Source organism: Kitasatospora cheerisanensis KCTC 2395, from assembly GCF_000696185.1.
Lineage (GTDB): Bacteria > Actinomycetota > Actinomycetes > Streptomycetales > Streptomycetaceae > Kitasatospora > Kitasatospora cheerisanensis.
The window spans coordinates 4183949-4210747 of sequence record NZ_KK853997.1 but is presented as its reverse complement, the minus strand read 5'-3'; the positions used below and the strand labels follow the sequence as shown (position 1 = coordinate 4210747).

The following is a 26799-nucleotide window of genomic DNA, read 5'->3' as shown; positions in this document are numbered from 1 at the left end:
TTACCGCGTGTTGGCCGGCCGCTGCGACGCTCACGGGCACATTCAGCCATGCTTCGCAGGGAGTGTCATGCGATTCCGAGTCCCGTCCGCGGTACCGCTGTTGGCGGTCGGCGCGGCCCTGGTCACTGTTGCCGCCACGGCGCCGAGCGCGGTGGCCGCGCCCGGCGCCCCGGGGCAGCGTCCGTCGTTCTGCGGGCACGACAACCGGCACACGCCGTTCGCCGGGTACCTGTGCGCCGAGCCCGGGGAGCTGCTGGACGTGCGGATCGGCGACGTCCACCCGACGCAGCCCTCGCTCGGGTACGACGAGGTGTACTACAAGCTCGGCCGGTACACGCTCGGCAAGGACGCGGTCAACAAGAAGTTCAGCGACTGGTGCGAGGCGGACGGCCGGATCGAGGCGGTCGCGGTGCAGCCGGGCGCGCGGCTGGACGACCCGTCCTCGTTCACCTGCACGCTGCCGGTCGGCGGGGAGACCGCGGACAGCGAGGCCGCGATGAAGACCGTGGTGATCGGCCCCGGCGGCGAGCCGTTCCTGACGGACGGCCACCACACGCTGACCGCCTTCTACGAGACCCCGGACGGCGGCGCGGACCTGCACGTGCGGCTGCGGGTGCTGGCGAACCTGAGCACCCTCACCCAGAAGGACTTCTGGGCGCGGATGCAGGCCAACAAGTGGGTGTACCTGAGCGACCCGCAGGGCAACCCGGTGAAGATCAACAAGCTGCCGACCTCGGTCGGGCTGGCCAACTTCCAGGACGACAAGTACCGCAGCCTGCTCTACTTCGGCCGCGACATCGGCTACACCCAGAACTCGGTGCCGTTCCAGGAGTTCTACTGGGGCAGCTGGATCCGGGACGCCGCCCCGGTCGACCTGTCCGGGTGGAACCGGTCGGACCTGACCGGCTACCTGGCCGCCGTGAAGGCCACCACCCAGGCGATGACCGCGCTGCCGAAGAGCACCGTGGTCGGCTCCGGCTTCACCGCCGGCGACCTGGCCGCGCTGGACCAGTGGAACGCCGGGAAGGCCGCCAACAAGGGCGAGTTCGACAAGCTGAGCAAGCCGTACTCGGACGCCAAGCCGGGCAAGCTGGCGTACGCGCTCGAGTACAAGAAGGTCAACGGCCTGGGCTGAGGCCCGCGAGGGCGCACGGAAGGGGGCCGGCGGCGATCCGCCGGCCCCCTTCCGTGCGCCCGGGCTCAGGATCCGAGCAGGTTCGCCGCCGGGGCCTCGCCGGGCTTCCCGGTGGCCGCCTTGGAGACCTGATCGGCCGTCAGCGCCTTCTTCCACACCTGGACGTCGGTGATCGAGCCGTTCCAGGCGTCCGCCCAGGCCGACTTGTAACGGGCCCGGCCGAGCTCCAGCGGGCCGGTGCCGGTCACGATCGAGGGCGCGGGGGTGGTCTGGGCGAGGGTGCCGTCCACGTACAGCGAGATGGTCTTCGCCTTGGCGTTGTAGACGCCGGTCAGGGTGGTCCAGCGCCCGGTGGCGGCGGCCGCGGTGGACAGCGCCGTCGCGGTCTTGCCGGTCTCGTTGGCGGTCTGCACCTTGAAGACCCAGCGGTTCTTGTTGGCGCCGGCGTCCTCGCGGCCCAGGTAGAAGGAGAAGAACTGCTCGCCGTTCTGCGACACCGCCGCCTTGGACGCGCTGGCCGCGTCGTTGCGGACCACGGCGGAGACGGTGAAGTCCTTCGTGGTGTCCACGGACGCGCCGGCGGCCTCCGCGAACCCGTCGCCGGTGCCGGTCAGTTGCAGCGCCTTGCCGTCGCGGCCGTCGGCGGCGCCGACCTTCGCGGCGCTGCCGAGCTTGAGGCCGGGCACCGCGTCGGAGCCGCCCGCGCCGGCGTCCTCGTGGCCGGCCTGGCCGGTCTGACCGTCCTGGCCGCCCTGGCCGTTCTTCCCGCCCGCGCTCGCGGAGGGCTTGGCGGTCGGGGACGCGGTGGCACCGGCCGCGGCGGTCCTGGGTGTTGACGGGCCGTCGGCGGAGTCCTGCACCATTACGGCGACCGCGACCATCGCGCCGACCGCCACCAGTCCGGTGGCCAGCGCGGTGATGCCGAGGGTCCGCTTGCGGCGGGCCTCCCGCTCGTCCGCCTCCGTCATGGCCCGCCAGTACGCCGCTTCCGCGCCCCCGACCGCCGGGTCTCTCATCGCGTCCGCACTGCCTGCCGCCCGCCTGCCCGCCACGTTCTCCCCGATCCGTCCGCTTGCTTCGTCGGCGGAACTCTAGGCGGACCGGTTCGAACACGCGAACCGGAATGCCCTGCGGCCCTTCGCCCCGAACACCGCAACGGGCTTCGCGGCAAAGGGAGTTGACCTGATTTCGGTCAGCCGCGGTGGGCCGCCCGACGGCGGGCCGCCAACGCGACGCCGCCGGCGCCGAGCAGCACGAGGACGGTGCCGCCGATCAGCATCGGGGTCGAGCCGGAGCCGCCGCCGGTGGAGGCGAGGTTCCCGGCGCCGACCGGGGTGGAGGACGGGGTCGGCGAGCCGGCCGCGGTCAGGGCGGCCGGCACGGCGGCCGGAACGGCCGCCTCCTTCCCGCCCGCGGTCCGCGTCGGGCCGGCCGGCGTCGACGGGGTGGCGGCCGGGGCGCTCGGGGCCTCGGTGGTGGCGGTTTGCACGGGGCGGCGGGGGGCGGCGGGGTGGACGATCGGCACGGTGAAGTGCGGGACCGCGGGCAGGTGGTTGACCAGGCCGCTCTGAACACCGACCCGGACGTCGACTCGGTGATTCGTCATCGAACGGGAACAGCCGGTCATACCCGTACCGTGCCTGGCGGCCGTGACGTCTGACGTCTCGTCAACTGTCGGCGGCGCCCCCGCGGGTTCTTACCCTCCACAGATACGGGGTGGGGGTATCGTTTCCCGGATGCGGCGGACCGGGCGGGCGACGGCTCCCGCCGGGCGGACGGGCGCCCGGTGGGCGGTGCTGTGCGCCCTGCTGCTCGGGCTGTTCCTGATGCACGGGAGCCCGGCGAGCGCCGCCGGCTGCCACCGGGCCGAGGACGCCGAGGTGATGACGCATCGGGGGGCGCACGCCGAGGAGACGGGCGGGCGGGTTACCGCGGGTGCGCCGGGCGCGCACGGGCGGTCCTCCGCCGACTGCGTCTCCACCCAGGCCCGCGACCGCTCGTCGCTGACCGGACCGCCGGCCGCCGCCGCGCCGTGGACCCACCCGCAGCCGCCCGCCGTCGCCGGGCCGCTGCGGAGCTGCGGGGCGCAGAGCGGCCGGTCGCCGCCGGACGGCGGGCGGGAGTTGCTGACCCTGGTCTGCGTCACCCGCAGGTGAGGGCGCCACCCGGCCGTCCCCTCGGGGCCGCCGGGCGCCGCGTCCTGTCCGCGAACGCGCACCGCCGGTGCGCGCGCACCCTGGAGCGAACTCCGATGACCCGCACCACCACGACCACCCGCCGCGCCCTCCTGGCGGGCGCGGCAGCCGCCGCGCTCGCCCTGACGCTGACCGCCTGCGGCAGCGACCCGATGCCCGGCATGGACCACGGCGCCGCGCCGTCCGCCACCGGTTCTCCCGCCGGGCACGACATGCCGGGCATGAGCCACGGCCCGGACGGCATGGCGGGTATGCCCGGCACGGGCCACGGCGCCGACGGGCTGGCCGCCGAGCAGGGCGGCTACCGCCTGGACGGCGCGCTCGCCGGCTCCGAGTACCGGTTCACCGTGACCGGCCCGGACGGCAAGGTGCTGACCGACTACCAGCCCGAGCAGACCAAGGAGATGCACTTCTACGCGATCCGCTCCGACCTGTCCGGCTTCCAGCACCTGCACCCGGTGCGCGGCGCCGACGGCGCCTGGACGGCCCCGCTGGCCGCCCTGCAGCCCGGCGAGTGGCGGATGTACGCCTCGTTCGTCCCCGGCGCGGGCAGCGGCAGGGGCACCGGCCTGGTGCTCAGCCGCACGGCCACCGTGGCCGGGCAGGCCGTCGCGGTGCCGCTGCCGGCGGCCGCCGCGAGCACCACCGTCGACGGGTACACCGTGGCGGTGGCGGGCACGCCGAAGGCCGGCGCGGCCGGGGAGCTGACCGTCACCGTCAGCAAGGACGGGAAGCCGGTCACCGACCTGCAGCCCTACCTGGAGACGTACGCGCACCTGACCGCCTTCCACGCCGGCGACCAGGCGTTCGCGCACCTGCACCCGGAGGACCCGGCGACCGCCGGGGCGGGCGGCGGCCCGAGCCTGTCCTTCCACGCCGAACTGCCGCAGGCCGGCGACTGGCGGCTGTTCCTGCAGTTCCAGACCGGCGGCACGCTGCACACCGCGGCGCTCACCCTGAACGTCGCCGGCTGACCGCCCGGGCCCGCCCCGGTCCGGGGCGGGCCCGGTTCTCGCACGAGTGCGCGAAGATGGACGGGTGACCATCTCCCCTCGCCCCCGCCTGATCGCCACCGACCTCGACGGCACCCTGCTGTGCCCCGGGGGGACGGTCTCCGCCCGGACGGCCGCCGCGCTGGCCGCCGCCGAGGCCGCCGGGGTGCAGGTGGTCTTCGTCACCGGCCGCCCGCCGCGCTGGATGCGGCACCTCGGCCCGCACATCGGCGGCCACGGCGTGGCGATCTGCTCCAACGGCGGCGCGGTGGTCGACGTCCGGCGCGGCGAACTGCTGGAGAGCTGCCCGCTGGAGGTGTCCGCCACGCTCACCGTCGTCGACCGGCTGCGCGCCGAACTGCCGGGCACCGCCTTCGCGTTCGAGTTCCCGGGCGGGTTCGCCCGGGAGGCGGAGTACACCGTCTTCCACGGGGAGTCCGAGACGGACCATCCGGTGGGGCCGGCCGCCGAACTGCTCGCCTCCGGCCAGGTCGACGGCCTGTTCAAGCTGCTCGGCAAGCACCCCGACCTGTCCCCCGACGAGTTCCTCGACCGCGCCCGCGCCGTCGTCGGCCCGCTCGCCGAGGTCACCCGCTCCAGCCCCATCCCGCTGATCGAGATCAGCGCCCCCGGCGTCACCAAGGCCACCAGCCTGGCCCGCTGGTGCACCCGCCACGGCATCGACGCCACCGAGGTCGTCGCCTTCGGCGACATGCCCAACGACCTCGAAATGCTCGCCTGGGCCGGCCAGTCCTACGCCGTCGCCAACGCCCACCCCCTGGTCCTCGCCTCGGTCGCCCGGCACACCGTCAGCAACGAGCACGACGGCGTCGCCGCCGTCATCGAGACCCTGCTCTGACGCGTCGTCACCCACCGGAGCGCGGCCCGACGGTCCGGGGCCTTCGCCGGCGGGTCGTCAGAGGCGGGCCGTCCAGCGGACGCGGGTGCCCTTGGCGTGGGGGCCGGGTTCGTGCCAGGCGTCGCCGCCGAGGGCTTCGGCGCGGCGGGTGAGGTTGCGGAGGCCGGAGCGGCGGCCGCCGTCGGGGATGCCGACGCCGTCGTCGGTGACGGTGAGGAGGACGCCGGGCAGGCCCGGGCAGGTGGGGTCGGGGGCGACGGGGCGGCCGTCGGGGCCGAGGTGGACGGTGGCGTCGAGTTCGACGGCGACCCGGGAGGCGCGGGCGTGCCGGGCGGTGTTGGAGAGCATCTCCCGCAGCGCGGCGAGCAGTTGGCGGGAGGCCTGCTCGCCGACCAGGCTCTCGACCGGTCCGGTGAAGGTGATGGTGGGCCGGAAGCCGAGTGCGGCGGCGGCCTGGCTGCCCTCGCGCAGGACCCGGGTGCGGAGGGTGTCGGGTTCGTCGTCGGTGTCGCCGTGCTGGAGGGCGTAGATGGTGGTGCGGACTTCCTGGATGGTGGCGTCGAGTTCGTCGACGGCCTGCCCGATGCGTTCCTGGACCTCGGGGACGACGGCCCGGCGGGCGGCGCTCTCCAGCATCATGCCGGTGGCGAACAGCCGTTGGATGACCAGGTCGTGCAGGTCGCGGGCGATCCGGTCGCGGTCCTGGAAGACGGCCAGGCGCTGCTGGTTGCGCTGGTACTCGGCGAGGCGCAGGGCGAGTGCGGCCTGTGAGGCGAAGGTCTCGGCGAGTTGGCGTTCGGTGTCGGTGAACGGCGCGGTGCCGGCCTGCCGCCACACGCACAGGGCGCCCAGCACCCGTCCGGCGGAGACCATGGGCACGGCCATGGCGGGCCCGAACCCCCGGGCCAGGCGGTCGAACTGGTCGTCGGAGGCGGCCTCGGGGGCGGCGGCGAGGTCGTCCAGGAAGACGGCTTCGCCGGCCAGCAGCCGGGGGGCGAGGCCGTGTTCGGGGAGCAGTTCGCCGGTGAGGTAGTCGGCGCGTTCGCCGGAGGCGTGGGCGACCCGCATGCGGTCCTCGCCGGCGGGCAGCAGGACCATGCCGAGGGCGCCCTCGGCGAGTTCGCGGACCTGTTCGGCGGCGACGGTGAGCGCGATCTGCGCCTCGTCGGTGGAGAGCAGCGAGGTGGTGACGGCGGCCGCGCCGGTGATCCAGCGTTCCCGGCGCCTGCCCTCCTCGTACAGCCGGGAGTTCTCGATGGCGACGCCCGCGGCGGCGGCCAGGGCCAGCACCACCTGCTCGTCCTCGGGGGTGAAGGAGCCGCCGCCCTGCTTCTCGGTCAGGTAGAGGTTGCCGAAGACCTCGCCGCGGACCCGGATCGGCACCCCGAGGAAGGACACCATCGGCGGATGTGCGGCCGGGAAGCCGACCGAACGGGGGTCGGTGGACAGGTCGGTGAGCCGCAGCGGCCGGGGGTCGTCGATCAGGGCGCCGAGGATGCCGCGTCCGGTCGGCAGGTGGCCGATCCGGCGGGCGGTCTCGTCGTCGACGCCGATGTGGATGAAGTCGGACAGGCCGCTGCCGTGCGGATTGACCACGCCGAGCGCGGCGTACCGGGCGTCGACGAGTTCGGCCGCGCCGGAGGCGATCCGCTGCAGAGTGGCGTGCGGGTCGAGTCCGGCGCCGACCGAGACCACGGCCTCCAGCAGCCGCTGCATCCGGTCGGTGACGACGGCGGCGGACTGCAGGCGCTCGGAGACCTCGGTGACGAGGGTGTCCAGCCCGAGCGAGGAGATCTCGGGAATGCGCGGTGGACCGCTCTCGGCGGCCGGGTGATCCATGTCACCAGTGTGCCTGTTCGTCCGGGTTCGTCCGGACTTCGGGGCCCGGCGACACCGCTTCGAACGGCGTCTCCGGGGGAGCGCCGTCGGAGGAACCGCCCCGGGCTCAGGCGGCGACCGCTCGGGCCTCTCCCGCGCGTTCCCGGGCGATCATCGCGGCGAGCCGCCCGCCGGGCCGGTCCGCCAGCTGCGACCAGCGGCCGCGCTCGACCACCCGGCCGTCGTCGAGCACCAGCACCTCGTCCACGCTGCTGTCGTCCAGGCCGGCCAGCCGGTGGGTGATCAGCAGGGTGGTGCGGCCCTCGGTGGCGGCGAGCAGGTCGGCGGTGAGGGCGTCGGCGGTGGCCGTGTCGAGGTGTTCGGCGGGTTCGTCGAGGATCAGCACGGGGAAGTCGGCGAGCAGGGCGCGGGCCAGCGCGAGGCGCTGGCGCTGGCCGCCGGAGAGCCGGGCGCCGTGTTCGCCGACCATGGTGTCGAGGCCCTCGGGCAGGCCGTCGACCCAGTCGAGCAGGCGGGCCCGGGCGAGGGCGGCGCGCAGTCGCGGCTCGTCGGCGTCGGGGCGGGCCAGGCGCAGGTTCTCCCGGACGGAGCTGTCGAAGACGTGCGCGTCCTGCGCGCACAGGCCGATCACCCGGCGGACGTCCTCGCCGGCGAGTTCGCGGGTGTCGACGGTGCCGGCCAGCCGCACGCTGCCGGCGGACGGCTCGACGAAGCGCAGCAGGACGTGCGCGAGGGTGGTCTTGCCGGAGCCGGACGGGCCGACCACGGCGACCCGCCGGCCGGGCCGCAGTTCGAGGTCGACGCCGCGCAGCGCGTCGTGCGCGGCGCCGGGCCAACGGGCGGTCAGTCCGCTGATGACGACCGGGAGTTGGGCGGCGGGCAGCGGCTCGGGCGCGGCCGGTTCGGTGACCGGGAGCGGCGAGGCCAGGACTTCGGCGAGGCGTTCCTGCGCGGCGCGGGCGCGCTCCCGGAAGCGCACCGCGGTGGGCATCGCGGCGACGGCCTCGAACGCGGCCAGCGGGGTGAGCACCACGACGGCCAGGCAGACGCCGGGCAGCGCCCCGGAGGCGACGCCGCGCACGCCGACCGCGGCGGCGGCGACCACCGTCAGGCCGGTCACCAGGGCGACCAGGCCGGCGGAGAGCGCGCCGGAGGCGGCGGAGCGCCCGGCCAGCCGGGTCAGCGCGGCGTCGGCGGTGCGGGTGGCGCGCAGCCGGGCGGGGAGGGCGCCGGCGACGGTCAGTTCGGCGGTGCCGGTGAGGGTGTCGAGGACGGCGGTGGCCAGTTCGCCCCGGGCGGGGGCGTGCCGGCGTTCGGTGCGGCCGGAGATCCGGCGTTCCAGGGCGGGGACGCCGGCGCCGGCGAGCAGCAGGCCGAGGGCGAGGACGAGTCCGGCGAGCGGGAGGAACGCGGCGAGGGCGGCGGAGGCGGCCAGTGAGACCACGGCGGCGACGGCGGCGGGCAGCCGCCAGCGCAGGTGGAAGTCCTGGACCGCGTCGACGTCGGCGACCAGCCGGGACAGCAGGTCGCCGCGCCGGAACTGGGGGAGTCCGGCGGGGGCGAGCTGTTCCAGGCGGCGGTAGACGGCGGTGCGGATCCCGCCGAGGGCCTTGAGCACGGCGTCGTGCGAGACCAGCCGCTCGGCGTAGCGGAACACGCTGCGGCCGATGCCGAACGCCCGGACCGAGGTGACGGCCACCATCAGGTACAGCACGGGCGGCATCTGCGAGGCGCGGGAGATCAGCCATCCGGAGGTGCCCATCAGCGCGACGGCGCAGCCGAGGGCGAGCGAGCCGAGCAGCACGGCGAGCCACATCCGGGGCACCCGGGTCGACGCGGCGGGCGCCGGTTCGTCCCGGTGCGCGGGCCGGGGTTCGGCCAGCGCGGCGGCCGGGGCCGGGGCGGGGATCGCGGCGGCGGGTGCGGGGCGGGGGTGCCGGGCAGTCGGACGTGGTGGTCGGCGAGGGCGACCAGCGCGGGCCGGTGGGTGATCAGCAGGACGGTGCGGTCGATCCGGCCGAGGGTGTCCAGCAGGGCGGCCTCGGTGACGGGGTCGAGGTGCGCGGTGGGTTCGTCGAGGACGAGCAGCGGGCGGTCGGCGAGCAGGGCGCGGGCCAGCGCGAGGCGCTGGCGCTGGCCGGCGGAGAGGCCGTGGCCGTTCTCGGCGAGCCGGGTGTCGGGGCCGGCGAAGTCGACGTGGGCGGCGGCGAGGGCGGCGGCGAGCTGGGCGTCGGTGGCGTCGGGGCGGGCCAGGCGGACGTTCTCGGCGACGGTGCCGGCGAACAGGTGGGGGTGCTGCGGGACCCAGGCGAGCTGGGCGTGCCAGCTCGCCAGGTCGGTGTCGGCGAGCGGCTGGTCGCCGATGAGGACGCGGCCGGCGTCGGGGCGGACGAAGCCGAGCAGGACGTTCACCAGGGTGGTCTTGCCGGCCCCGCTGGGTCCGGTGAGGACGGTGGTGCGGCCGGCCGGCAGCAGCAGCGAGACCTCGTGCAGGGCGTCCTGGGCGCGGCCGGGGTGACGGACCGTCAGGCCGTCGATCCGGATGTCGGTACCGGCCACCGGCGGGGCGGGGCGGCGGCCGGGCTCGGGCAGCGGGGTCTCCAGGACCTCGAAGATCTTCCCGGCGGCGGCCAGGCCCTCGGCGCTGGAGTGGTAGAGCGCGCCGACCTGGCGCAGCGGCAGGTAGACCTCGGGGGCGAGGACCAGTACCAGCAGGCCGGTCTCCAGGTCGAGGGTGCCGTCGACCAGGCGGAAGCCGATGGAGACGGCGACCAGGGCGACGGAGAGGGTGGAGAGCAGTTCCAGCGCGAAGGAGGAGACGAAGGCGAGCCGCAGGGTGCGCAGGGTGGCGCGGCGGTAGTCCTCGGTGATCCGGCCGATCGCGGCGGCCTGGGCCTTGGCGCGGCCGAAGACCTTGAGGGTGGGCAGGCCGGCGACCACGTCGAGGAAGTGGTGGGAGAGCCGGGACAGGCCGGCGAACTGACGGTCCGTCCGGGCCTGGGTGGCCCAGCCGATCAGGATCATGAACAGCGGGATCAGCGGCAGCGTCCCGCAGATGATCGCGGCGGACGCCCAGTCGGCGCCGAGGATCCGGGCCAGGACGACCACCGGGACGACCACGGCGAGCGCCAGTTGCGGCAGGTAGCGGGCGAAGTAGTCGTCGAGGGCGTCGACGCCGCGGGTGGCGAGGGTGGCGAGGTCGCCGCTGCGCCGGCCGGCCAGGAAGCCGGGGCCGAGCGCGGTGGCGTGGTCGAGCAGCCGTCGCCGCAGCGTGGACTTCACGGTGGCGACCGAGCGGTGCGCGGTGAGTTCGGTGAGCCAGGCGACCAGGGCCCGGCCGAGCGTCACCGCGGCGAGGCCGAGCAGCGGCCCCCACAGCGGCGACTGGCCGCGCTGGAACGCCCGGACCACCAGGTCGGCGATCAGCGCGGCCTGCGCGACCAGCAGGGCCGCGCCGACCCCGCCGAGCAGGACGGAGCCGGCGAGGAAGGCGCGGGTGGTGCGGGCGTACGCCAGCAGCCGGGGGTCGATCGGACGCATCCGCTGCCGGCTGTCCATCGGTCGGTGCTCCTGCTCAGTGGTGGGCGGTGGCGGGGATGTGCTGGACGCCGATCCGGCGGCGGAAGACCCAGTACGTCCAGCCCTGGTAGAGCAGCACGAGCGGGGTGAAGACCACCGCGACGACGGTCATCACCTTGAGCGTGTAGCCCGAGGAGGAGGAGTTGCTGACGGTCAGCGACCAGTCGGGGTTCAGGGTGGACGGCATCACGTCGGGGAACAGTGACAGGAAGAGCATGCCGACGGCGGCGACGATGGTCAGTCCGCTGAAGCCGAACGCCCAGCCCTCGCGGCCCGCCTGGTTGGCGCCGAGGGCGCCGAGCAGGGCGAGCACGGCGACGATCGTGGCGGCCAGGCTCCAGTGGTTGCCGGAGTCGATCTGGGTCCAGATCAGGAAGGCCAGCGCGAGCGCGGCGGTGATCAGTCCGAGCACGGTGGCCTGGACGCGGGCCCGGAGCCGGATCTCGCCGGTGGTCTTCAGGGCGGCGAACACCGCGCCGTGGAAAGTGAACAGCACCAGGGTGGTGAGTCCGCCGAGCAGGGCGTACGGGTTGAGCAGGTCCCAGAGGGTGCCGACGTAGTTCTTGTCCTGGTCGATCTCGACGCCGCGGACGATGTTGCCGAAGGCGACGCCCCACAGGAAGGCGGGCAGCAGGGAGGTCCAGAAGATGGCCAGCTCCCAGTTGCGCTGCCAGCGTTCGCCGCTGCGCTGGTGCCGGTACTCGAAGGAGACGCCGCGGACGATCAGGCAGACCAGGATGACCAGCAGCGGGACGAAGAACCCGCTGAACAGGGTGGCGTACCAGTCGGGGAAGGCCGCGAAGGTGGCGCCGCCGGCGGTGAGCAGCCACACCTCGTTGCCGTCCCAGACCGGGCCGATGGTGTTGATCAGGACGCGGCGTTCGGCGGTGTTGCGGGCCAGCAGCCGGGTGAGGATCCCGATGCCGAAGTCGAAGCCCTCCAGGAAGAAGTAGCCGATCCACAGGACGGCGATCAGGATGAACCAGAGGTCGTGCAGGTGCATGTGATCCGTCCTCAGTACGCGAAGGCGAGGGGCTTGTCGGCGTCCTCGTCGTCGGAGGGGCCGCGCAGCGTCGGGTCCTTGGCGGGCGGCTTCTCGTCGGTGTCGGGGCCGGCGGCGGCGTACTTGGCGAGCAGCTTGACCTCGATCACGGCGAGGATCGCGTACAGCGCGGTCAGCGTGCAGAGGCCGAGCACCTGGGTGCCGACGCTGACGTTGGGGGAGACCGCGTCGCGGGTGCGCATCAGGCCGAACACCACCCAGGGCTGGCGGCCCATCTCGGTGAAGATCCAGCCGAAGCTGTTGGCGATCAGCGGGAAGCCCATGGTGAGGATGCCGATCCGCCAGCTCCACCGGGTGAAGAAGACGTTCATCTCCCGGTTCTTCGTGAGCATCAGCTTCGGCGGCTCGTCCTCGCCGGTGCGGTGCTCGGGGGCCAGCCAGAACTTCCGGCGGGTGGTCCACAGGCCGATCAGCGCGGCGACGAAGGACGTCATGCCGAAGCCGATCATCAGCCGGAATCCCCAGTAGGTGACGAAGATGTTGGGGATGTAGTCGGTGGGCTGTCCGCCGTGCTGGGCGGCCTCGGCGGCGGCGATGTCGTTGATGCCGGGGACTTCGGACGAGAAGTCGTTGTGGGCGAGGAAGGACAGTATTCCGGGGATCTCCAGGGCGACCGAGTTGTGGCCCTTGGAGACGTCGCCGACGGCGAACACCGAGAACGGGGCGGGGGCCTGGGTGTCCCAGAGCGCCTCGGCGGCGGCCATCTTCATCGGCTGCTGTTCGAACATCACCTTGCCGAGGGTGTCGCCGCTGATCGCGGTGCCCAGGCCGGCGACCACGGCGATGGCCAGGCCGAAGCGCAGCGAGGTGCGCATCGCGGCGGTCTTCCGCTTGTCGGGCTGCTTGCCCTGCTTGGCGCGCCACAGGTGGAAGCTGGCGATGCCGACCACGAACGCGGCGCCGGTGAGGAAGGCGGCGGTCAGGGTGTGGAAGACCTGCACCAGGGTGGTGTTCTGGGTCAGCACCCGGACGATGTCGGTGAGTTGGGCCTTGCCGGTGGCCGGGTCGATCCGGTAGCCGACCGGGTGCTGCATCCAGGAGTTGGCGGCCAGGATGAAGTACGCGGACAGCGCGGTGCCGATGGCGACCATCCAGATGCAGGCCAGGTGGATCTTCTTCGGGAGCTTGTCCCAGCCGAAGATCCAGAGCCCGATGAAGGTGGACTCGAAGAAGAAGGCGATCAGCGCCTCCATCGCCAGCGGGGCGCCGAACACGTCGCCGACGAAGCGGGAGTAGTCGGACCAGTTCATGCCGAACTGGAACTCCTGGACGATGCCGGTGACCACGCCCATGGCGATGTTGATCAGGAAGAGCTTGCCCCAGAACTTGGTGGCGTGGAAGTACTTCTCCTTGCCGGTGCGCACCCACGCGGTCTGCAGGCAGGCGACGATCGACGCCAGGCTGATGGTGAGTGGGACGAAGAGGAAGTGGTAGACGGTGGTGATGCCGAACTGCCATCGCGAGATGGTCTCGTGAGCGACTGCTAGGTCCACTGCGCCCTCTCTCACAGGATGTGCATACCGGACAAAAAGCATATTTAGCACGCGAGGGTGCCGAACCTGCCCAAGCTTGTCCGCTTGTGAACGTGAACACGTTCACAAGAGCAGTATCCATGATGCTTATCAGTGCATTCGCACGGGGGTGGGTGTTTTCCGACAGTCCGATGATCCGCTGCCCGCTCGGCCACTCACAAGCAGCCGCCGGGCACCGCCGCTGTACCGAACGGCGCTTGACACCGTTCGCACTGACGGAGCATCAGCGCAGGTCAGCCTGCGGGCGGGGCGGGCCCGGATCAGGACTGGTGCGGCAGGACCACCCGGAAGGCCGCGCCGTCGCCCGGCGCGGTGCGCAGCGACAGCTCGCCGCCGTGCGCGGCCACCAGCGCCGAGGCGATCGCCAGCCCCAGGCCCGCTCCCCCGCCCTCGCCGGCCCGGCGCGCCCGGGAGCCGTCCACCCGGTAGAAGCGCTCGAACACCAGCGCCGCCTGATCCTCCGTCATGCCCGGGCCCCGGTCCGCCACTTCCAGCAGGCAGCTGCCGTCGGTCCGGCCCACCCCGATCCGCACCGCGGTGCCCGGCGGGGTGTGCTTCACCGCGTTGCCCACCAGGTTGGTCACCACCTGGCGCAGCCGGGCCTCGTCGCCGAGCACCGGCGCGGGCTGCGGGGCGCCCTCGCCGCGCGGGCCGGTCAGCGACACCGGGCGGCCCGGGTCCAGCGCGGTCAGGTCGTGCAGGGCGTCGGCGGCCAGCGTGCGCAGGTCCATCGGGGCCAGGTTCAGCGGGCGCTCCTCGTCGAGCCGGGCCAGCATCAGCAGGTCCTCGACCAGACCGCCCATCCGCACCGCCTCCGACTCGATCCGGTCCATCGCCCGGTCGACGTCCTCCAGCGCGCCCATCCGGTGCAGCTCGGCGAAGCCGCGGATGCCGGCCAGCGGGGTGCGCAGCTCGTGCGAGGCGTCGGCGACGAAGCGGCGCATCCGGCGCTCGGACGCGGCCCGGTCGGCGAACGCCGTCTCGATGTCGGTGAGCATCCGGTTCAGTGCCGCCGACAGCCGGCCGACCTCGGTGCGGGCGGGCAGTTCGGGCATCCGGTGCGAGAGGTCGCCGTCGGCTATCCGCTGGGCGCCCGCCTCCAGCTGGCGCAGCGGCCGCAGCCCGGCCCGGACCGCGAGCGCGCCCAGCCCGGCCAGGCCGACCAGGACCGCGCCGCCGATGGTGAAGAAGGTGGTGCGCAGGTGCTTGATGGTGGACTGCACGTCGTCCAGCGGCACCGCGACCTGCACGAACCGCGGGGAGCTGAAGTCGCCGCCGGTGGTGCGCTGCAGCGGCAGCACCAGCGAGCGCCACTCGCTGCCGCGCGGCACCTTCTCGGTGAACGGCGCGCCCTCCCGGCGGGTCAGCCCGGCGGCGGTCAGCGCGGGCAGCTGCGGGGCGGGCTCGGAGTCGGTCAGCGGCTGGCGCAGCACCGACAGCACCGTGCCGTCCGCGGACAGGTAGCGGACCACGTACTCGCTGGGCAGGGTCTGGCCGGTGCGGCGGCTGACCGACTGCGGGCTGAACACCGACACCGGGGTCTGCTGCCGGGTCGGCGCGCGCCGCGAGAGGGGTTCGGCGTACCGCTCCAACTGCTGGTCGGCGCGCTCCACCAGCTGGCCGCGGACCACCCCGAGCACCAGCGTGTCGCTCACCACCAGGCCGGTGGTGACCAGCAGCAGCGACAGCACCAGCAGCCGGACCCGCAGCGAGAAGCGGGCCATCTCAGCTGTTCGGCGGGCGGCGCAGCGCGTAGCCGATGCCGCGCACCGTGTGGATCAGCTTGGGGCCGTGCGCCGGGCCGGAGTCGAGCTTGCGGCGCAGGTAGGAGATGTACGACTCGACGATGGAGAGGTCGCCGCCGAAGTCGTACGCCCACACGTGGTCGAGGATCTGCGCCTTGGAGACCACCCGGCCGACGTTGGCCATCAGGTAGTGCAGGAGCTTGAACTCGGTGGGGGAGAGCGACACCGGGACGCCGCCCCGGGTGACCTCGTGCGCGGTCGGGTCGAGGGTGAGGTCGGCCACCACCAGGCGGCCGTCGTCGGCGGGGCCGCCGGCCCGGCGCAGGATCGCCCGGATCCGGGCGATCAGCTCCTCCAGGCTGAACGGCTTGGTGACGTAGTCATCGGCGCCGACGGCCAGGCCCTGGACCTTGTCGCCGGTGCCGTCCTTCGCGGTGAGGAACAGCACCGGGACGTGCTCGGGGCTCTGCGGCCACTGGGTCTGGTCGCGCAGCCGCTGGACGACGGTGAAGCCGTCCAGGTCGGGCAGCATCACGTCGAGCACCACCAGGTCGGGGCGCTCGGCGGCGACCGCGTCCAGCGCCTCCTGGCCGGTGGCGGCGGAGGCCACCCGGAAGCCGGAGAACCGCAGGCTGGCGGAGAGCAGTTCGCGGATGTTGGGCTCGTCGTCCACCACCAGCAGGAACGGCTCGCCGCCGCCCGGGGTCGCCGCGACGGGGCTCGACTGCACTGCTCCGGACACGATCTGCTCCGCCTCCCGGGCCGGGACCGATGGGGCCGCCCCGGGCGGTTCCGGGGCGGTCCGAGGTGTTCTGCCGGGCCTGCCCGGCCGAACACCGTCAGACAGACCCTAGCCCGGGCAGGCTACGCAAAGTGAATGAAGAAGGGATTAGTCATCCGGTCGTACTCGAACCGGTACCGGAGCCGGTCCCGCCCTGGCCGCCCGCTCCGGCCTGGCCGCCGCGGCCGCCGAAGCCGCCCGCGCCGCCCTCGGTGAGCTGGGTCGCGCTGTAGGAGCCGTCCGCGCCCTTGCTGCCCATCACGGTGACGCTCTGGCCGGGCTGCAGGTCGCCGACCTTGCCCTCCTTGGTCGTGGTGACCTTGGTGGAGTCGCCGGTGGTGACCTTGACGGTGTTCCCGTTCGCGTCGGTCAGGTAGACGGTGGTGCCGTCCACCGACTTGACGGTGCCGCGGGTGAAGCCGCCCGCCGCGCCGCCGGGGAACTGGCCGCCGCCCTGCCCGGCCTGGCCGTTCTGGCCGCCGCCGTAGCCCCCGTAGCCGCCCTGGCCGGTGCCGCGGCGGGCGCCGTTCTGGCCGCCGGGGGCCTGGTTGCCGGAGGCCCGGGCGCCGCTGCCGGTGCCGCTCCCGTTGTCCTTCTGGTACCAGACGCCGCCCGCGAAGGACAGCACGGCGATCAGGCCGCCGGCCAGCGCCAGGGTGGGCCAGGGGAGCTTGCGGCGCGGCGGCGCGGCCAGCTCGGCGGTGATGTCGCGGGTGTCCGGCGCGGTGGCCAGCAGCTCCTGCTCGTCCGACATGGGTGGGCTCCTTCTACTCGTGCCGGAGGGCGTCGATGGGGCGCAGCGAGGCGGCCCGGTTGGCGGGGTAGCTGCCGAAGAACAGGCCGATGGCGACGGCGATGGCGAACGCGCCGAGCACCGATTCGGGGATCACCACCGGCTTGATGCCGACCACCGAGAAGTGCGAGCCGACGATCCCGGCGAGCACGCCGAGGCCGGCGCCGATCATCGACAGCAGGGTGGACTCGGCGAGGAACTGGCCGAGGATGACCGCGCGGGGTGCGCCGAGCGCCTTGCGGATGCCGATCTCCCGGGTCCGTTCGGTGACGGTGACCAGCATGATGTTGGTGATGCCGATGCCGCCGACCAGCAGCGAGATCGCGGCGACCGCGCCGAGCAGCACCGTGAAGGTCTTGGTGGTGGACTCGCGGGCGCTCAGCAGCGAGGTCTGGTTGCTGATCCGGAAGTCGACCTTGGTGGCGTCCTTCAGGGCGTGGGTGCCCATCAGGATCCGGGTGATGTCGGCCTGCGCCTCGGTGGTGGTGTCGGCGGAGGACGCCTGGACCAGGATCTGGTTGACCGAGCCGAAGCCGGTGAAGGCGTTCTGCACGGTCGGCAGCGGGGCGATCACCACGTCGTCGGGGTCGTTGAAGCCGGTGGAGCCCTTGGCGGCGAGCACGCCGGTCACGGTGAACGGGGTGCCGCCGATGGTGATCCTCTTGCCGATCGGGTCCTCGGCGGCGAACAGTTCCTTCGCGGTGGTCGAGCCGAGCACCGCGACCTTGCGGGAGTTCAGCACGTCGTCGGCGGAGAAGTAGTCGCCCTTGGCGACCTTCTGGTTGGCGGTCTCGAAGTACGCCGGGTAAGTGCCGACGATCTGGCCGGGCTGGTACGAGATGTTGCCGTACAGCGCGGTTCCGGTGGTGGTGACCACCGGGGCGACCGACTTGACGGCGGGGGCGTCGGTGGCCGAGGCGAGCGCCTTGGCGTCCTCGACGGTGAGCTTCTTGGCGGCGGTGGCGGAGCCGCGGGAGGCCGCGGAGGAGACGGTCAGCGAGTTGGTGCCGAGCGAGGTGATGGACTCCTTCACCGCCACCGAGGAGCCGTTGCCGACCGCGAGCAGCAGGATCACCGAGGCCACGCCGATCAGCACGCCGAGCATGGTGAGGGCGGAGCGGACCTTGTTGGCGGCCAGGCCGCCGACCGCGAAGCGGACCATCTGCCAGACGATCACGCGACCACCCCCGCCGCCAGCGCCGGCGGCGGGCCGTCGACGGGGCCTGCCGGACGTCGGAGACGATCGCGCCGTCGACCAGCCGGACGACGCGCTTGGCGTGCCGGGCCACCTCGTCCTCGTGGGTGATGGTGACGACGGTGCGGCCGCGCGCGTTGAGGCCGTCGATGATGCCCAGCACCTCCTCGGTGGAGCGGCTGTCGAGGTTGCCGGTGGGCTCGTCGGCGAGCAGCATCGCGGGCGCGGTGACCAGCGCCCGGGCCACCGCGACGCGCTGCTGCTGGCCGCCGGAGAGCTGGTTGGGCTTGTGGCCGGCCCGGTCGGCGAGGCCGACCAGGGTGAGCGCGGCCATCGCCCGGCGGCGGCGCTCGGCGGCCCGCACGCCCGCGTAGGCGAGCGGCAGTTCGACCTGGGCCAGCGCGGTGGTGCGCGGCACCAGGTTGAACGACTGGAACACGAAGCCGATCTTGCGGTTGCGCACCAGCGCGAGCTGGCCCTCGTCGAGGTGGCCGACGTCGGTGCCGTCCAGCAGGTAGCGGCCGGCGGTGGGCACGTCCAGGCAGCCCAGGATGTTCATCAGGGTGGACTTGCCGGAGCCGGACGAGCCCATCACCGCGACGTAGTCGCCCTCGGCGACGTCCAGGTCGACGCCGAGCGGTTCGCCGTCCGGGCCGAGCGGGCCGCGCAGGGCGTGCACGACGGCGTCGCCGTGGCCGTAGGACTTGGTGACCCGGCGGACCTGGATCACCGGGGGCTTGCCGGTGCTCATCAGCGCGAGCCCCCGGTGCCGCCGCCGCGGGTGCCGCCGCCGGTCCCGCCGGTCCCGCCGCCGAAGCCGCCGGCGCCGCCGCCGAAGCCGCCGCCGTTCAGGCCGGGGAAGCTGCCGGACGGGAAGCCGTTGCCGGTGCCCGCGGTGGTGGCGGTCAGTTCGACCTTCTCGCCCGCGGTGAGGCCGTCGACGACCTGCACGGTGGTGTCGCCCTCGATGCCGACGCCGACCTGCACCCGCTCGGTGCTGCCGTCGTCGTGGACCACGGTCGCGGTGCGGGTGGCGCCGGTGCCCTGGAGGGCCGCGGTGGGCACCGACAGGGCGTTCTCGGCGGAGCCGGTGACCACCGAGATGGTGGCGCTCAGGCCGGTGCGCAGGGTGGAGGTGTCACCGGTGATCTGCAGCACCGCGCCGTACTGCACGGCGCCGTTGGTGGAGCTGGAGGGCAGCGAGCTGACCGACAGCACGCTCGCCGCCAGCTTGGTGTCGGACTGCGCGTTCAGGGTGACGGTGGCGCTCTGGCCCTTCTTCAGCTTCAGCGAGTCCAGTTCGGAGAAGTTCGCGGTGACCTCCATCCCGGACGGGTTGGTGAGCACGATGAAGCCGCTCGGGGTGGTGCTCGAACTGCCGCTGCCGGTCGAGGTCTTGGTGCCCGTGGAGGAGCTGCCGGAGGAGCCGGAGGAGGAGGACCCGGTGCCGGAGACGGTCTCGCCGACCTTGCCGGAGACCGAGGCGACGGTGCCGTCGGTGGTGGCGGTCAGCGTGGTGCCGGCCAGCGCGGTCTTCGCGTTGGTCAGGGTGGTCTGCGCGTTGTCGACCTGCTGCTGGGCCTGGGCGATCTGCGCCTGGTCGATCTTCACGGTGGTCGTGGTGGTCGGCTGCGGAGTGGTCGCGGCCGTGCCGGAGCCCGACGCGCCGGTGCCGCTGCGGCCGGACGAGCCCGCGGAGCCGCCCGAGCCCGAGCCCGACCCGCCGGTGCCGGGGACGGTGGTGGTCACCGTCTCGCCGGCCTCGGCCTTGGTCAGGTTGGCCTCGGCGGCGGTCAGCGCGGACTGCGCCTGGTCGACCTGCTGCTGGGCGGCGGTGGTGTCGACGGTGGCCAGCACCTGGCCCTTCTTCACCGCGTCGCCGACCGAGACCTTCACCGCGGTCAGCCGGCCGCCGGTGGTGAAGTCCTGACCGGCGTCGGAGGGCGAGAACAGCGTGCCCGATCCGGACACGGTGGCCTGGACCGTGCCCTGGGTGACCGTGGCGGTCCGGACCTTGGCGCCGGTGGCGGCCTTGCTGGTCCCGCTGTCCAGGGTGGTGTACGCCAGCGCGGCCCCGCCCAGCAGGGCCACGCCGAGCGCGGAGTTGACGAGGACGGCACCACGCCGTCGCGGAAGCACCTTCATGGCGCAGAAGCATCGTCCTGTGCTCTTTCGCCGCCCTGTGCGGATCCTGGGCGCCGGCTGGGACCATCGATCCGGACGAATCGCCGCGCATCACCCGCCGGCGGGCCGTCGGCCTACCGGCGGACCACCAGCTCTTGACCGGTCTCCCAGAAACCTCCCAGCGAAGTCCCGTCCCCGGTTCACCCGCCGGCGGCCGCTCAGTCGGTCAGCTTCCCGGCGAAGTGGTCGAGGTAGGCCTGCATGTCGAAGTGCCCGTGCCCGGACAGCGCGAACACGATCGCCCGCGGCTCGCCGGACTCCCGGCAGGCCAGCGCCTCGTCGATCGCCACCCGCACGGCGTGGGTGGACTCCGGGGCCGGGACGACGCCCTCGGCGCGGGCGAACGCCACCCCGGCCTCGAAGCAGGCGGTCTGCGGCACGGCCACGGCCTCCACCAGGCCGAGCTCCTTGAGGTGGCTGACGATCGGTGACATGCCGTGGTAGCGCAGCCCGCCGGCGTGGATGGCGGGCGGGGTGAAGGCGTGCCCGAGGGTGTGCATCTTCATCAGCGGGGTGGTGCCGGCGCTGTCGCCGAAGTCGTAGTCGTAGCGGCCGCGGGTCAGCGTGGGGCAGGACGCGGGCTCCACGGCGACCGCCCGCACGGCGCGGCGGCCCGCCAACTGCTCGCCGAGGAACGGGAAGGCGAGCCCGCCGAAGTTGGAGCCGCCGCCGGCCGCGCCGATCACTACGTCCGGGTAGTCGTCGAGTTCGGCGAACTGGGCGAGCGCCTCCTGCCCGATCACCGTCTGGTGCAGCAGCACGTGGTTGAGCACCGAGCCGAGCGCGTACTTGGCGCGTCCGCCGGCCGCCGCCACCGACTCGACCGCCTCGGCGATGGCCAGGCCGAGGCTGCCGGTGGCGGCCGGGTCCTCGGCGAGCGCGGCCCGGCCGGCCGCGGTCAGTTCGGAGGGGCTGGCGTGCACCCGGGCGCCGTAGGTCTCCATCAGGGCCCGCCGGTAGGGCTTCTGGTCGTAGGAGACCCGGACCATGAAGACCTCGCAGTCCAGCTCCAGGAAGGAGCAGGCGAGGCCGAGCGCGCTGCCCCACTGCCCGGCGCCGGTCTCGGTGACCAGCCGGGTCACCCCGGCCCGCTTGTTGTAGTACGCCTGCGCGAGGGCGGTGTTGAGCTTGTGCGAGCCGGTCGGGTTGCCGCCCTCGTACTTGTAGTAGATCCGGGCGGGGGTGCGCAGGGCCCGTTCCAGGCGTTCGGCGCGGAGCAGCGGGGCGGGCCGCCAGCGGCGGTACAGGTCGAGGACGGGGCCGGGGATGTCGACCTCGCGGGGGCCGCCGAGTTCCTGGGCGGCGAGTTCGGCCGGGAACAGCGGGGCGAGGTCGTCGGCGGTGACCGGTTCCTTGGTGCCGGGGTGGAGCATCGGCGGGACCGGCTCGGGCAGGTCCGGGAGGATGTTGTACCAGGTGGTGGGCGTGGGATCGGTGTGCTGCCGGCTCATCCGGGGCCTCCCTGCGGTGCGTTCGCTTGCCGCCGGGAGTCCTTCCACGCCGACGGGGCGGGCAACCGCGTTGCCCGCCCCACCTTCTGACGTTCGATCAGACGTTCGGTCAGATCTCCTTGCGGAACGCCTCCGCGGCGGTCAGGAACAGGTCGTTGCCCTCGACCTCGCCGATCGAGATCCGGACGCCCTCGCCGGGGAACGGGCGGACCACCACGCCGGCCTCGCCGCAGGCGGCGGCGAAGTCGAGGGTGCGCTCGCCGAGCCGCAGCCAGACGAAGTTGGCCTCGGAGTCGCCGACCGTCCAGCCCTGGGCGCGCAGCGCCGCGGTGACCCGGGTGCGCTCGGCGACCAGCGCCTCGACCCGCTCCAGCAGGGCGTCCTCGGCGCGCAGCGAGGCGACCGCGGCGTCCTGGGCGAGCTGGCTGACGCCGAACGGGACGGCGGTCTTGCGCAGCGCGGTGGCGACCTGCTCGTGGCCGATCGCGAAGCCGACCCGCAGGCCGGCCAGGCCGTACGCCTTGGAGAAGGTGCGCAGCACGCAGACGTTGGGGCGGTCGCGGTAGAGCTCGATGCCGTCCGGGACGTCCTCGTCGCGGATGAACTCGCGGTAGGCCTCGTCGAGGACGACCAGGATGTGCGCGGGCACGGCGTCCAGGAAGCGGACCAGTTCCTCGCGGTGCAGGGCGGCGCCGGTCGGGTTGTTGGGGTTGCAGACGAAGATCAGCCGGGTGCGGTCGGTGATCGCCGCGAGCATCGCGTCGAGGTCGTGGCCCTCGTCGGCGGTGAGCGGGACGGGCACCGGGGTGGCGCCGGCGATCTGCGTGATGATCGGGTAGGCCTCGAACGAGCGCCAGGCGAACATGACTTCGTCGCCCTCGGCGGCGGTGGCGAGCACCAGCGACTGCGCGACGCCGACCGAGCCGGTGCCGGTGGCGACGTGCTCGACGGGGACGCCGAAGCGCTGGGCGATCTCCGCGGTGAGCGCGCCGACGCCCATGTCGGGGTAGCGGTTGAAGTCGCCGGCGGCGGCGACCGCGGCCTCCAGCACGCCCGGCAGCGGCGGGTAGGGGTTCTCGTTGGAGGACAGCTTGAAGGAGTCGACGCCCGCGGGCTTTCCGGGCTTGTAACTGGGAATGCCGTCCAGGCTCGGCCGCAGGCGGGGGCCGTGCTCGCGCTGAACCACGGGGTTCTCCGTTTCTCTCCATCGGCGGTGGTGCCGATCAGTCCCCGGTCGGGTGCCGTGAACGATACCGACCGCCTCTCACCCGTGCGGGTGAGATGCTCGTCCGGGTTACGGGTGCAGATCAGCCATTCTGCCGGGTTCCTTTGGCACATGTCAGAGGTATCCGAGGCGAAAAACCGCAGCTATCGAAGGGCGCACCCCGGGGGTGCTCATGGAGAAACGGTTCTTCGACGTCCCGTAGCGAACCGGTCACAGAACGCCGCGATGCGCCATACGATCGGTCCGCCATGACAGCAGCAGCCAATCAGAACGGTCGCCGAGCCACCGCCTCACGGCGCCTGGAACGGGCAGGCATCCGGGACGTCGCGGCGGCCGCCGGAGTCTCCATCACCACGGTCTCGGACGCGCTCAACGGAAAGGGCCGCCTCCCCGACGAGACCCGCAGCCGGGTCCGCGAGGTCGCCGAGCGCCTCGGCTACCGGCCCTCCGCCGCCGCCCGGACCCTGCGCACCGGCCGGTCCGGCCTGATCGGACTGACCGTCACCACCTACGGCGAAGAGCCGTTCACCTTCACCGAGTTCGCCTACTTCGCGGAGATGGCGCGGGCCGCCACCAGCGCCGCGCTCGGCCGCGGCTACGCCCTGGTGGTGCTGCCCGCGTCCTCCCGGCACGACGTGTGGAGCAACATCGCGCTGGACGGCACGGTGGTGATCGACCCGCCCGACCAGGACCCGCTGGTCACCGAGCTGTACCGGTCCGGCGTGCCGGTGGTCTCCGACGGCAAGCCCGGCAACTGCCCGGTCACCGCCTGGGTGGACAACGACCACGAGGCCGCCGTGCTCGGCATCCTGGAGCACCTGAGCGAGGCCGGCGCCCGCCGGATCGGCCTGCTCACCGGCACCTCCACCGACACCTACACCCGGCTGTCCACCGAGGCGTACCTCGCCTGGTGCGACCGGGTCGGCCAGGAGCCGGTGTACGAGGCGTACCCGGCGCACGACCCGGCCGCCGGCGCGGTCGCCGCCGACCGGCTGCTGGCCCGCCCGGACCGCCCGGACGCGGTGTACGGCCTGTTCGACCCGAACGGCACCGACCTGCTGGCCGCCGCCCGCCGCTACGGCCTGCGGGTGCCGGACGACCTGCTGCTGGTGTGCTGCTCGGAGTCCGACGTCTACGCCAACACCGAACCGCCGATCACCACGCTGTCGCTGAAACCCCGTCGGATCGGCACCACCGTGGTCAACCTGCTGATCGACGCGATCGAAGGAGTCGACGCGGGTTCCGGAGCGGTCCCCGGCCGGCTGTTCCCGCCGCGCTACCGGACCGCCGGGACGGGTCCGCCGCCCGGCACGCTGATGCCGACCGAGCTGATCGTGCGGGCCTCCTCGCAGCGCCGCTGCCCGCGTACCACGGTCAGTCCGCCCCGCCCGCCGGGCGAGGTGTGAGGGTGCGCCGCCCGCGCCCGCCAGTGGTCCGGACCACCTCGGACCGGGGCAGACCGGGCGGCCGGTCCGCCGTCCGACGGGTCAACGGGGAAAACGGATACCGACCAGGTGAGGACGGCGGGAGAGTGCGCTTTCTATGATGGGCGAATGACACCCGAGGACCTCTTCCGCGAACCCGAGCACCCGCACTCGGGCATCCGCTCCCGCCAGGACCTCGACGTGCTCCCCCAAGGCTCCTGGTTCGAGCCGGCCGAACCGGCCGGCTACCAGTACGAGGACACCCACAGCACCTACGGCGGCGCCCACTACCTGGAGCAGCACTGGGCGCCCGCCGGGCAGTTCGGCGACAGCGCGCCCGTGCCCGGGCACTACGCCCCCACCGGGGCGGCCCCGCACGAGGACCCGCCGACCATCGAGCTCGGCCCGCCGATCGAGGCGGCGCCCGCCGTCGAGGTGCACTTCCCGTACCCGCAGCCCGAGCCCGGCGAGGGCCCCGGTCCGCTGTTCGTGATCGGCGACGTGCACGGCTACCTCGACGAACTGCTCGCCGCGCTGCACCAGCAGGGCCTGATCGACGCCGAGGGCCACTGGTCGGCCGGGCGTTCGCGGGTCTGGTTCCTCGGCGACTTCACCGACCGCGGCCCGGACGGCATCGGCGTCATCGACCTGGTGATGCAGCTGGCCGCCGAGGCGGCCGCGGCCGGCGGCTACTGCCGCGCTCTGATGGGCAATCACGAACTGCTGTTCCTGGGCGCCGCCCGCTACGCCGACGAGGCCGTCCAGTCCACCGCCGGCACCGCCTCCTTCCTGGCCGCCTGGCGGCTCAACGGCGGCCAGCAGCACGACCTGGAGCGCCTGCAGCCGCACCACATCAGCTGGCTGTCCCGGCTGCCCGCGATGGCGCTGGAGGACGGCCACCTGCTGCTGCACTCCGACACCACCGCGTACCTGGAGTACGGCGAGACCATCGCCGACGTCAACGACGCCGTGCACGCGCTGCTCGCCGACGAGGGCATCGACGAATGGTGGGACGCCTTCCGCAAGTTCACCAAGCGGTTCGCGTTCCGCGGCCAGGCCGGCACCATGGCCGCGCAGGAGCTGCTCGCCATGTACGGCGGCTACCGGGTGGTGCACGGCCACAGCCCGATCCCGTACCTGACCGGCGAGCACCCGGAGGACGGCACCCCGCCGCACGTGCCCGGCCCGTACATCTACGCCGACGAGCTGGCCATCGCGATGGACGGCGGCGTCACCATGGACGGTCGCCTGCTGGTCGCCCGGCTGCCACTGAACTGACCCCCGGCGGGCCGCCCCCGAACTGAACAACTGTACGGCCGCGCAAGGGAACTGAGCGCACTGAAGTTCCGGAAAGAGCCTGTCGGCGCGCTCCCGCGCACCCCTACCATCGAGGCCTGCGACCTTCCGTCCACCTCGCGGAACGGGGTACCCATGAGCCACCCGCCGCGCCTGCTCGCCGAGGACCGCGCCGACTTCGCGCGCCTGCTCGACGAAGCGCTGCGCGACCCCACCGTCCGGCAGGCCCTGGCCGCGCCAGGCACGCACCTCACCGCCGAACAGCTGCACACCAAGGCGCTCGCGGACGCCGACGCCGTCGCCGCGCCCGCCGCCGCCGAGTACGCGCACTACTTGGCGCTGCGCACCGCCCTCGCCGAGCGGCCGGACGGCGCGCCGCCCGCCGGGGCCGGGCTGTTCCCGGTGCTGACGGTGCTGACGCCGGTGCTGGCCGGCGGGGCCGGGCTGGTCCTGCTGTTGCTCGGCTGGCTGCTGCGGGCCGCCGCGCCCGGGCTGGCGCTCGGCCGTTCCACCGTGACGGCCGGCCTGCTGGCGCTGGCCGTCGCCGCCGCCGCGCTGCTGATCGGCGGCGCGGGGCTGGTCCTCACCGCGCTGCGCGACGCCTCCGGCGGCCCCGACGCGGATCCGCAGCAGCACGCCGAGCTGGCCGAGGCCCGGGCCGCCTGGCACGCCGCGCTGCGCGAACGCGCCCTGCTGCCCTGGCTGCTCGACCACCACTCCGCCGGGCTCGCCGCCGTCCCGCGCCCCCGCACCGCCCCGCCCGACCTGCACCGCCCCGGCTTCAGCCGGGCCGCGTACGCCAGCCCCGACTTCACCAGCCCGGGCCGCGAGGGGCTGACGGACGATCAGGGCGGGCCGCGCCCGGCCGGGTTCACCGGGCCTGGGCACCACAGCCCGGACTTCACCAGCCCCGGCCCCGCGGCCTCACCGACGACCAGGGCCGCCGCCGCACCGAAGGCCCCCACTTCACCAGCCCCGGACCCGAACAACTCACCGACGCCGACGGCCGACCCGACCCCGACCGCCTCGGCTACACCCCACCCGACTTCACCAGCCCCGGCCCCGAAGGACTGACGGACGACCAGGGCAGGCCGCGCCTTGCCGGGTTCACCCCACCCGACCACCACAGCCCGGACTTCACCAGCCCCGGCCCCCGCGGCCTCACCGACGACCAGGGCCGCCGCCGCACCGAAGGCCCCCACTTCACCAGCCCCGGACCCGAACAACTCACCGACGCCGACGGCCGACCCGACCCCGACCGCCTCGGCTACACCCCACCCGACTTCACCAGCCCCGGCCCCGAAGGACTGACGGACGACCAGGGCAGGCCGCGCCTTGCCGGGTTCACCCCACCCGACCACCACAGCCCGGACTTCACCAGCCCCGGCCCCCGCGGCCTCACCGACGACCAGGGCCGCCGCCGCACCGAAGGCCCCCACTTCACCAGCCCCGGACCCGAACAACTCACCGACGCCGACGGCCGACCCGACCCCGACCGCCTCGGCTACACC

At 73.7% G+C, this 26799-nt stretch carries 19 protein-coding genes and 2 pseudogenes; 7 read left to right on the top strand and 14 right to left on the bottom strand.

Annotation, left to right across the window (positions count from 1 at the left end; genetic code table 11):
• Window positions 1-67 precede the first annotated feature (67 nt).
• Entirely contained in the window at window positions 68-1135 is a 1068-nt protein-coding gene (locus tag KCH_RS19120; RefSeq protein WP_035864554.1) for a ParB-like protein, read from the top strand.
• A gap of 65 nt (window positions 1136-1200) precedes the next feature.
• On the opposite strand, the gene KCH_RS19115 is transcribed toward KCH_RS19120, so the two are convergent.
• Together KCH_RS19115 and KCH_RS19110 are read right to left on the bottom strand one after the other, a co-directional pair.
• The gene (locus KCH_RS19115; RefSeq protein ID WP_035864552.1) at window positions 1201-2103 is read right to left on the bottom strand and encodes a LamG domain-containing protein; all 903 of its coding nucleotides are present in this window, start codon (window positions 2101-2103) and stop codon (window positions 1201-1203) included.
• Window positions 2104-2327: 224 nt separating this feature from the next.
• The gene (locus KCH_RS19110; RefSeq protein WP_157032108.1) at window positions 2328-2741 is read right to left on the bottom strand and encodes an LPXTG cell wall anchor domain-containing protein; all 414 of its coding nucleotides are present in this window, start codon (window positions 2739-2741) and stop codon (window positions 2328-2330) included.
• Between the two features lie 130 nt (window positions 2742-2871).
• On the opposite strand from KCH_RS19110, the gene KCH_RS19105 reads away from it, so the two are divergent.
• The 3 genes from KCH_RS19105 (at window position 2872) to KCH_RS19095 (ending at window position 5181) form a co-directional block, all read left to right on the top strand.
• A complete protein-coding gene (locus KCH_RS19105) occupies window positions 2872-3291 on the top strand; it encodes a hypothetical protein (protein ID WP_035864550.1) in 420 nt (139 codons plus the stop codon).
• A gap of 95 nt (window positions 3292-3386) precedes the next feature.
• Window positions 3387-4304: a hypothetical protein gene (locus tag KCH_RS19100; protein WP_035864548.1), complete on the top strand. Its 918-nt coding sequence runs from the start codon at window positions 3387-3389 to the stop codon at window positions 4302-4304.
• A gap of 64 nt (window positions 4305-4368) precedes the next feature.
• Window positions 4369-5181, top strand: coding sequence for an HAD family hydrolase (locus tag KCH_RS19095; protein WP_084223752.1), 813 nt, complete (start codon window positions 4369-4371; stop codon window positions 5179-5181).
• Between the two features lie 57 nt (window positions 5182-5238).
• Here the strand turns inward: KCH_RS19095 and KCH_RS19090 are convergent, their stop codons facing one another.
• The 12 genes and pseudogenes from KCH_RS19090 to hisC all read right to left on the bottom strand — a co-directional run bounded on the left by KCH_RS19090 (window position 5239) and on the right by hisC (window position 22529).
• Window positions 5239-7020 (bottom strand): GAF domain-containing sensor histidine kinase, encoded by a 1782-nt coding sequence (locus tag KCH_RS19090; RefSeq protein ID WP_084223750.1) that lies wholly within the window; start codon window positions 7018-7020, stop codon window positions 5239-5241.
• Between the two features lie 106 nt (window positions 7021-7126).
• Window positions 7127-10560: pseudogene (gene cydD, locus KCH_RS19085) on the bottom strand (thiol reductant ABC exporter subunit CydD).
• A gap of 34 nt (window positions 10561-10594) precedes the next feature.
• The gene (gene cydB / locus KCH_RS19080; protein ID WP_035864545.1) at window positions 10595-11602 is read right to left on the bottom strand and encodes a cytochrome d ubiquinol oxidase subunit II; all 1008 of its coding nucleotides are present in this window, start codon (window positions 11600-11602) and stop codon (window positions 10595-10597) included.
• Between the two features lie 11 nt (window positions 11603-11613).
• Window positions 11614-13155 (bottom strand): cytochrome ubiquinol oxidase subunit I, encoded by a 1542-nt coding sequence (locus KCH_RS19075; RefSeq protein WP_035864543.1) that lies wholly within the window; start codon window positions 13153-13155, stop codon window positions 11614-11616.
• A gap of 299 nt (window positions 13156-13454) precedes the next feature.
• Window positions 13455-14918, bottom strand: a complete 1464-nt coding sequence (locus KCH_RS19070; RefSeq protein ID WP_035864540.1) for a sensor histidine kinase — start codon at window positions 14916-14918, stop codon at window positions 13455-13457.
• Between the two features lies 1 nt (window position 14919).
• The gene (locus tag KCH_RS19065) at window positions 14920-15681 is read right to left on the bottom strand and encodes a response regulator transcription factor (protein WP_244305369.1); all 762 of its coding nucleotides are present in this window, start codon (window positions 15679-15681) and stop codon (window positions 14920-14922) included.
• A 151-nt stretch (window positions 15682-15832) separates the two neighbouring features.
• Complete coding sequence (locus KCH_RS19060) at window positions 15833-16474, bottom strand: DUF5666 domain-containing protein (RefSeq protein WP_051653216.1); 642 nt, start codon at window positions 16472-16474, stop codon at window positions 15833-15835.
• A 13-nt stretch (window positions 16475-16487) separates the two neighbouring features.
• Entirely contained in the window at window positions 16488-17690 is a 1203-nt protein-coding gene (locus KCH_RS19055; RefSeq protein WP_035864536.1) for an ABC transporter permease, read from the bottom strand.
• 271 nt (window positions 17691-17961) lie between these two features.
• Window positions 17962-18300, bottom strand: a pseudogene (locus KCH_RS44630) (ABC transporter ATP-binding protein); the annotation flags it as partial.
• Window positions 18301-18458: 158 nt separating this feature from the next.
• Window positions 18459-19853 carry an efflux RND transporter periplasmic adaptor subunit gene (locus tag KCH_RS19045; RefSeq protein ID WP_035864534.1) on the bottom strand — a complete coding sequence of 465 codons (1395 nt, stop codon included), beginning with the start codon at window positions 19851-19853 and terminating at the stop codon, window positions 18459-18461.
• Window positions 19854-20050: 197 nt separating this feature from the next.
• Window positions 20051-21343 (bottom strand): TrpB-like pyridoxal phosphate-dependent enzyme, encoded by a 1293-nt coding sequence (locus tag KCH_RS19040; protein WP_035864533.1) that lies wholly within the window; start codon window positions 21341-21343, stop codon window positions 20051-20053.
• Window positions 21344-21452: 109 nt separating this feature from the next.
• Window positions 21453-22529, bottom strand: a complete 1077-nt coding sequence (gene hisC / locus KCH_RS19035; RefSeq protein WP_035864531.1) for a histidinol-phosphate transaminase — start codon at window positions 22527-22529, stop codon at window positions 21453-21455.
• A 287-nt stretch (window positions 22530-22816) separates the two neighbouring features.
• On the opposite strand from hisC, the gene KCH_RS19030 reads away from it, so the two are divergent.
• The 3 genes from KCH_RS19030 to KCH_RS19020 all read left to right on the top strand — a co-directional run bounded on the left by KCH_RS19030 (window position 22817) and on the right by KCH_RS19020 (window position 26362).
• Complete coding sequence (locus KCH_RS19030; RefSeq protein ID WP_035864529.1) at window positions 22817-23974, top strand: LacI family DNA-binding transcriptional regulator; 1158 nt, start codon at window positions 22817-22819, stop codon at window positions 23972-23974.
• 147 nt (window positions 23975-24121) lie between these two features.
• Complete coding sequence (locus KCH_RS19025) at window positions 24122-25270, top strand: metallophosphoesterase (protein ID WP_084223748.1); 1149 nt, start codon at window positions 24122-24124, stop codon at window positions 25268-25270.
• A gap of 153 nt (window positions 25271-25423) precedes the next feature.
• A complete protein-coding gene (locus KCH_RS19020) occupies window positions 25424-26362 on the top strand; it encodes a hypothetical protein (RefSeq protein ID WP_051653215.1) in 939 nt (312 codons plus the stop codon).
• Window positions 26363-26799: the final 437 nt, after the last annotated feature.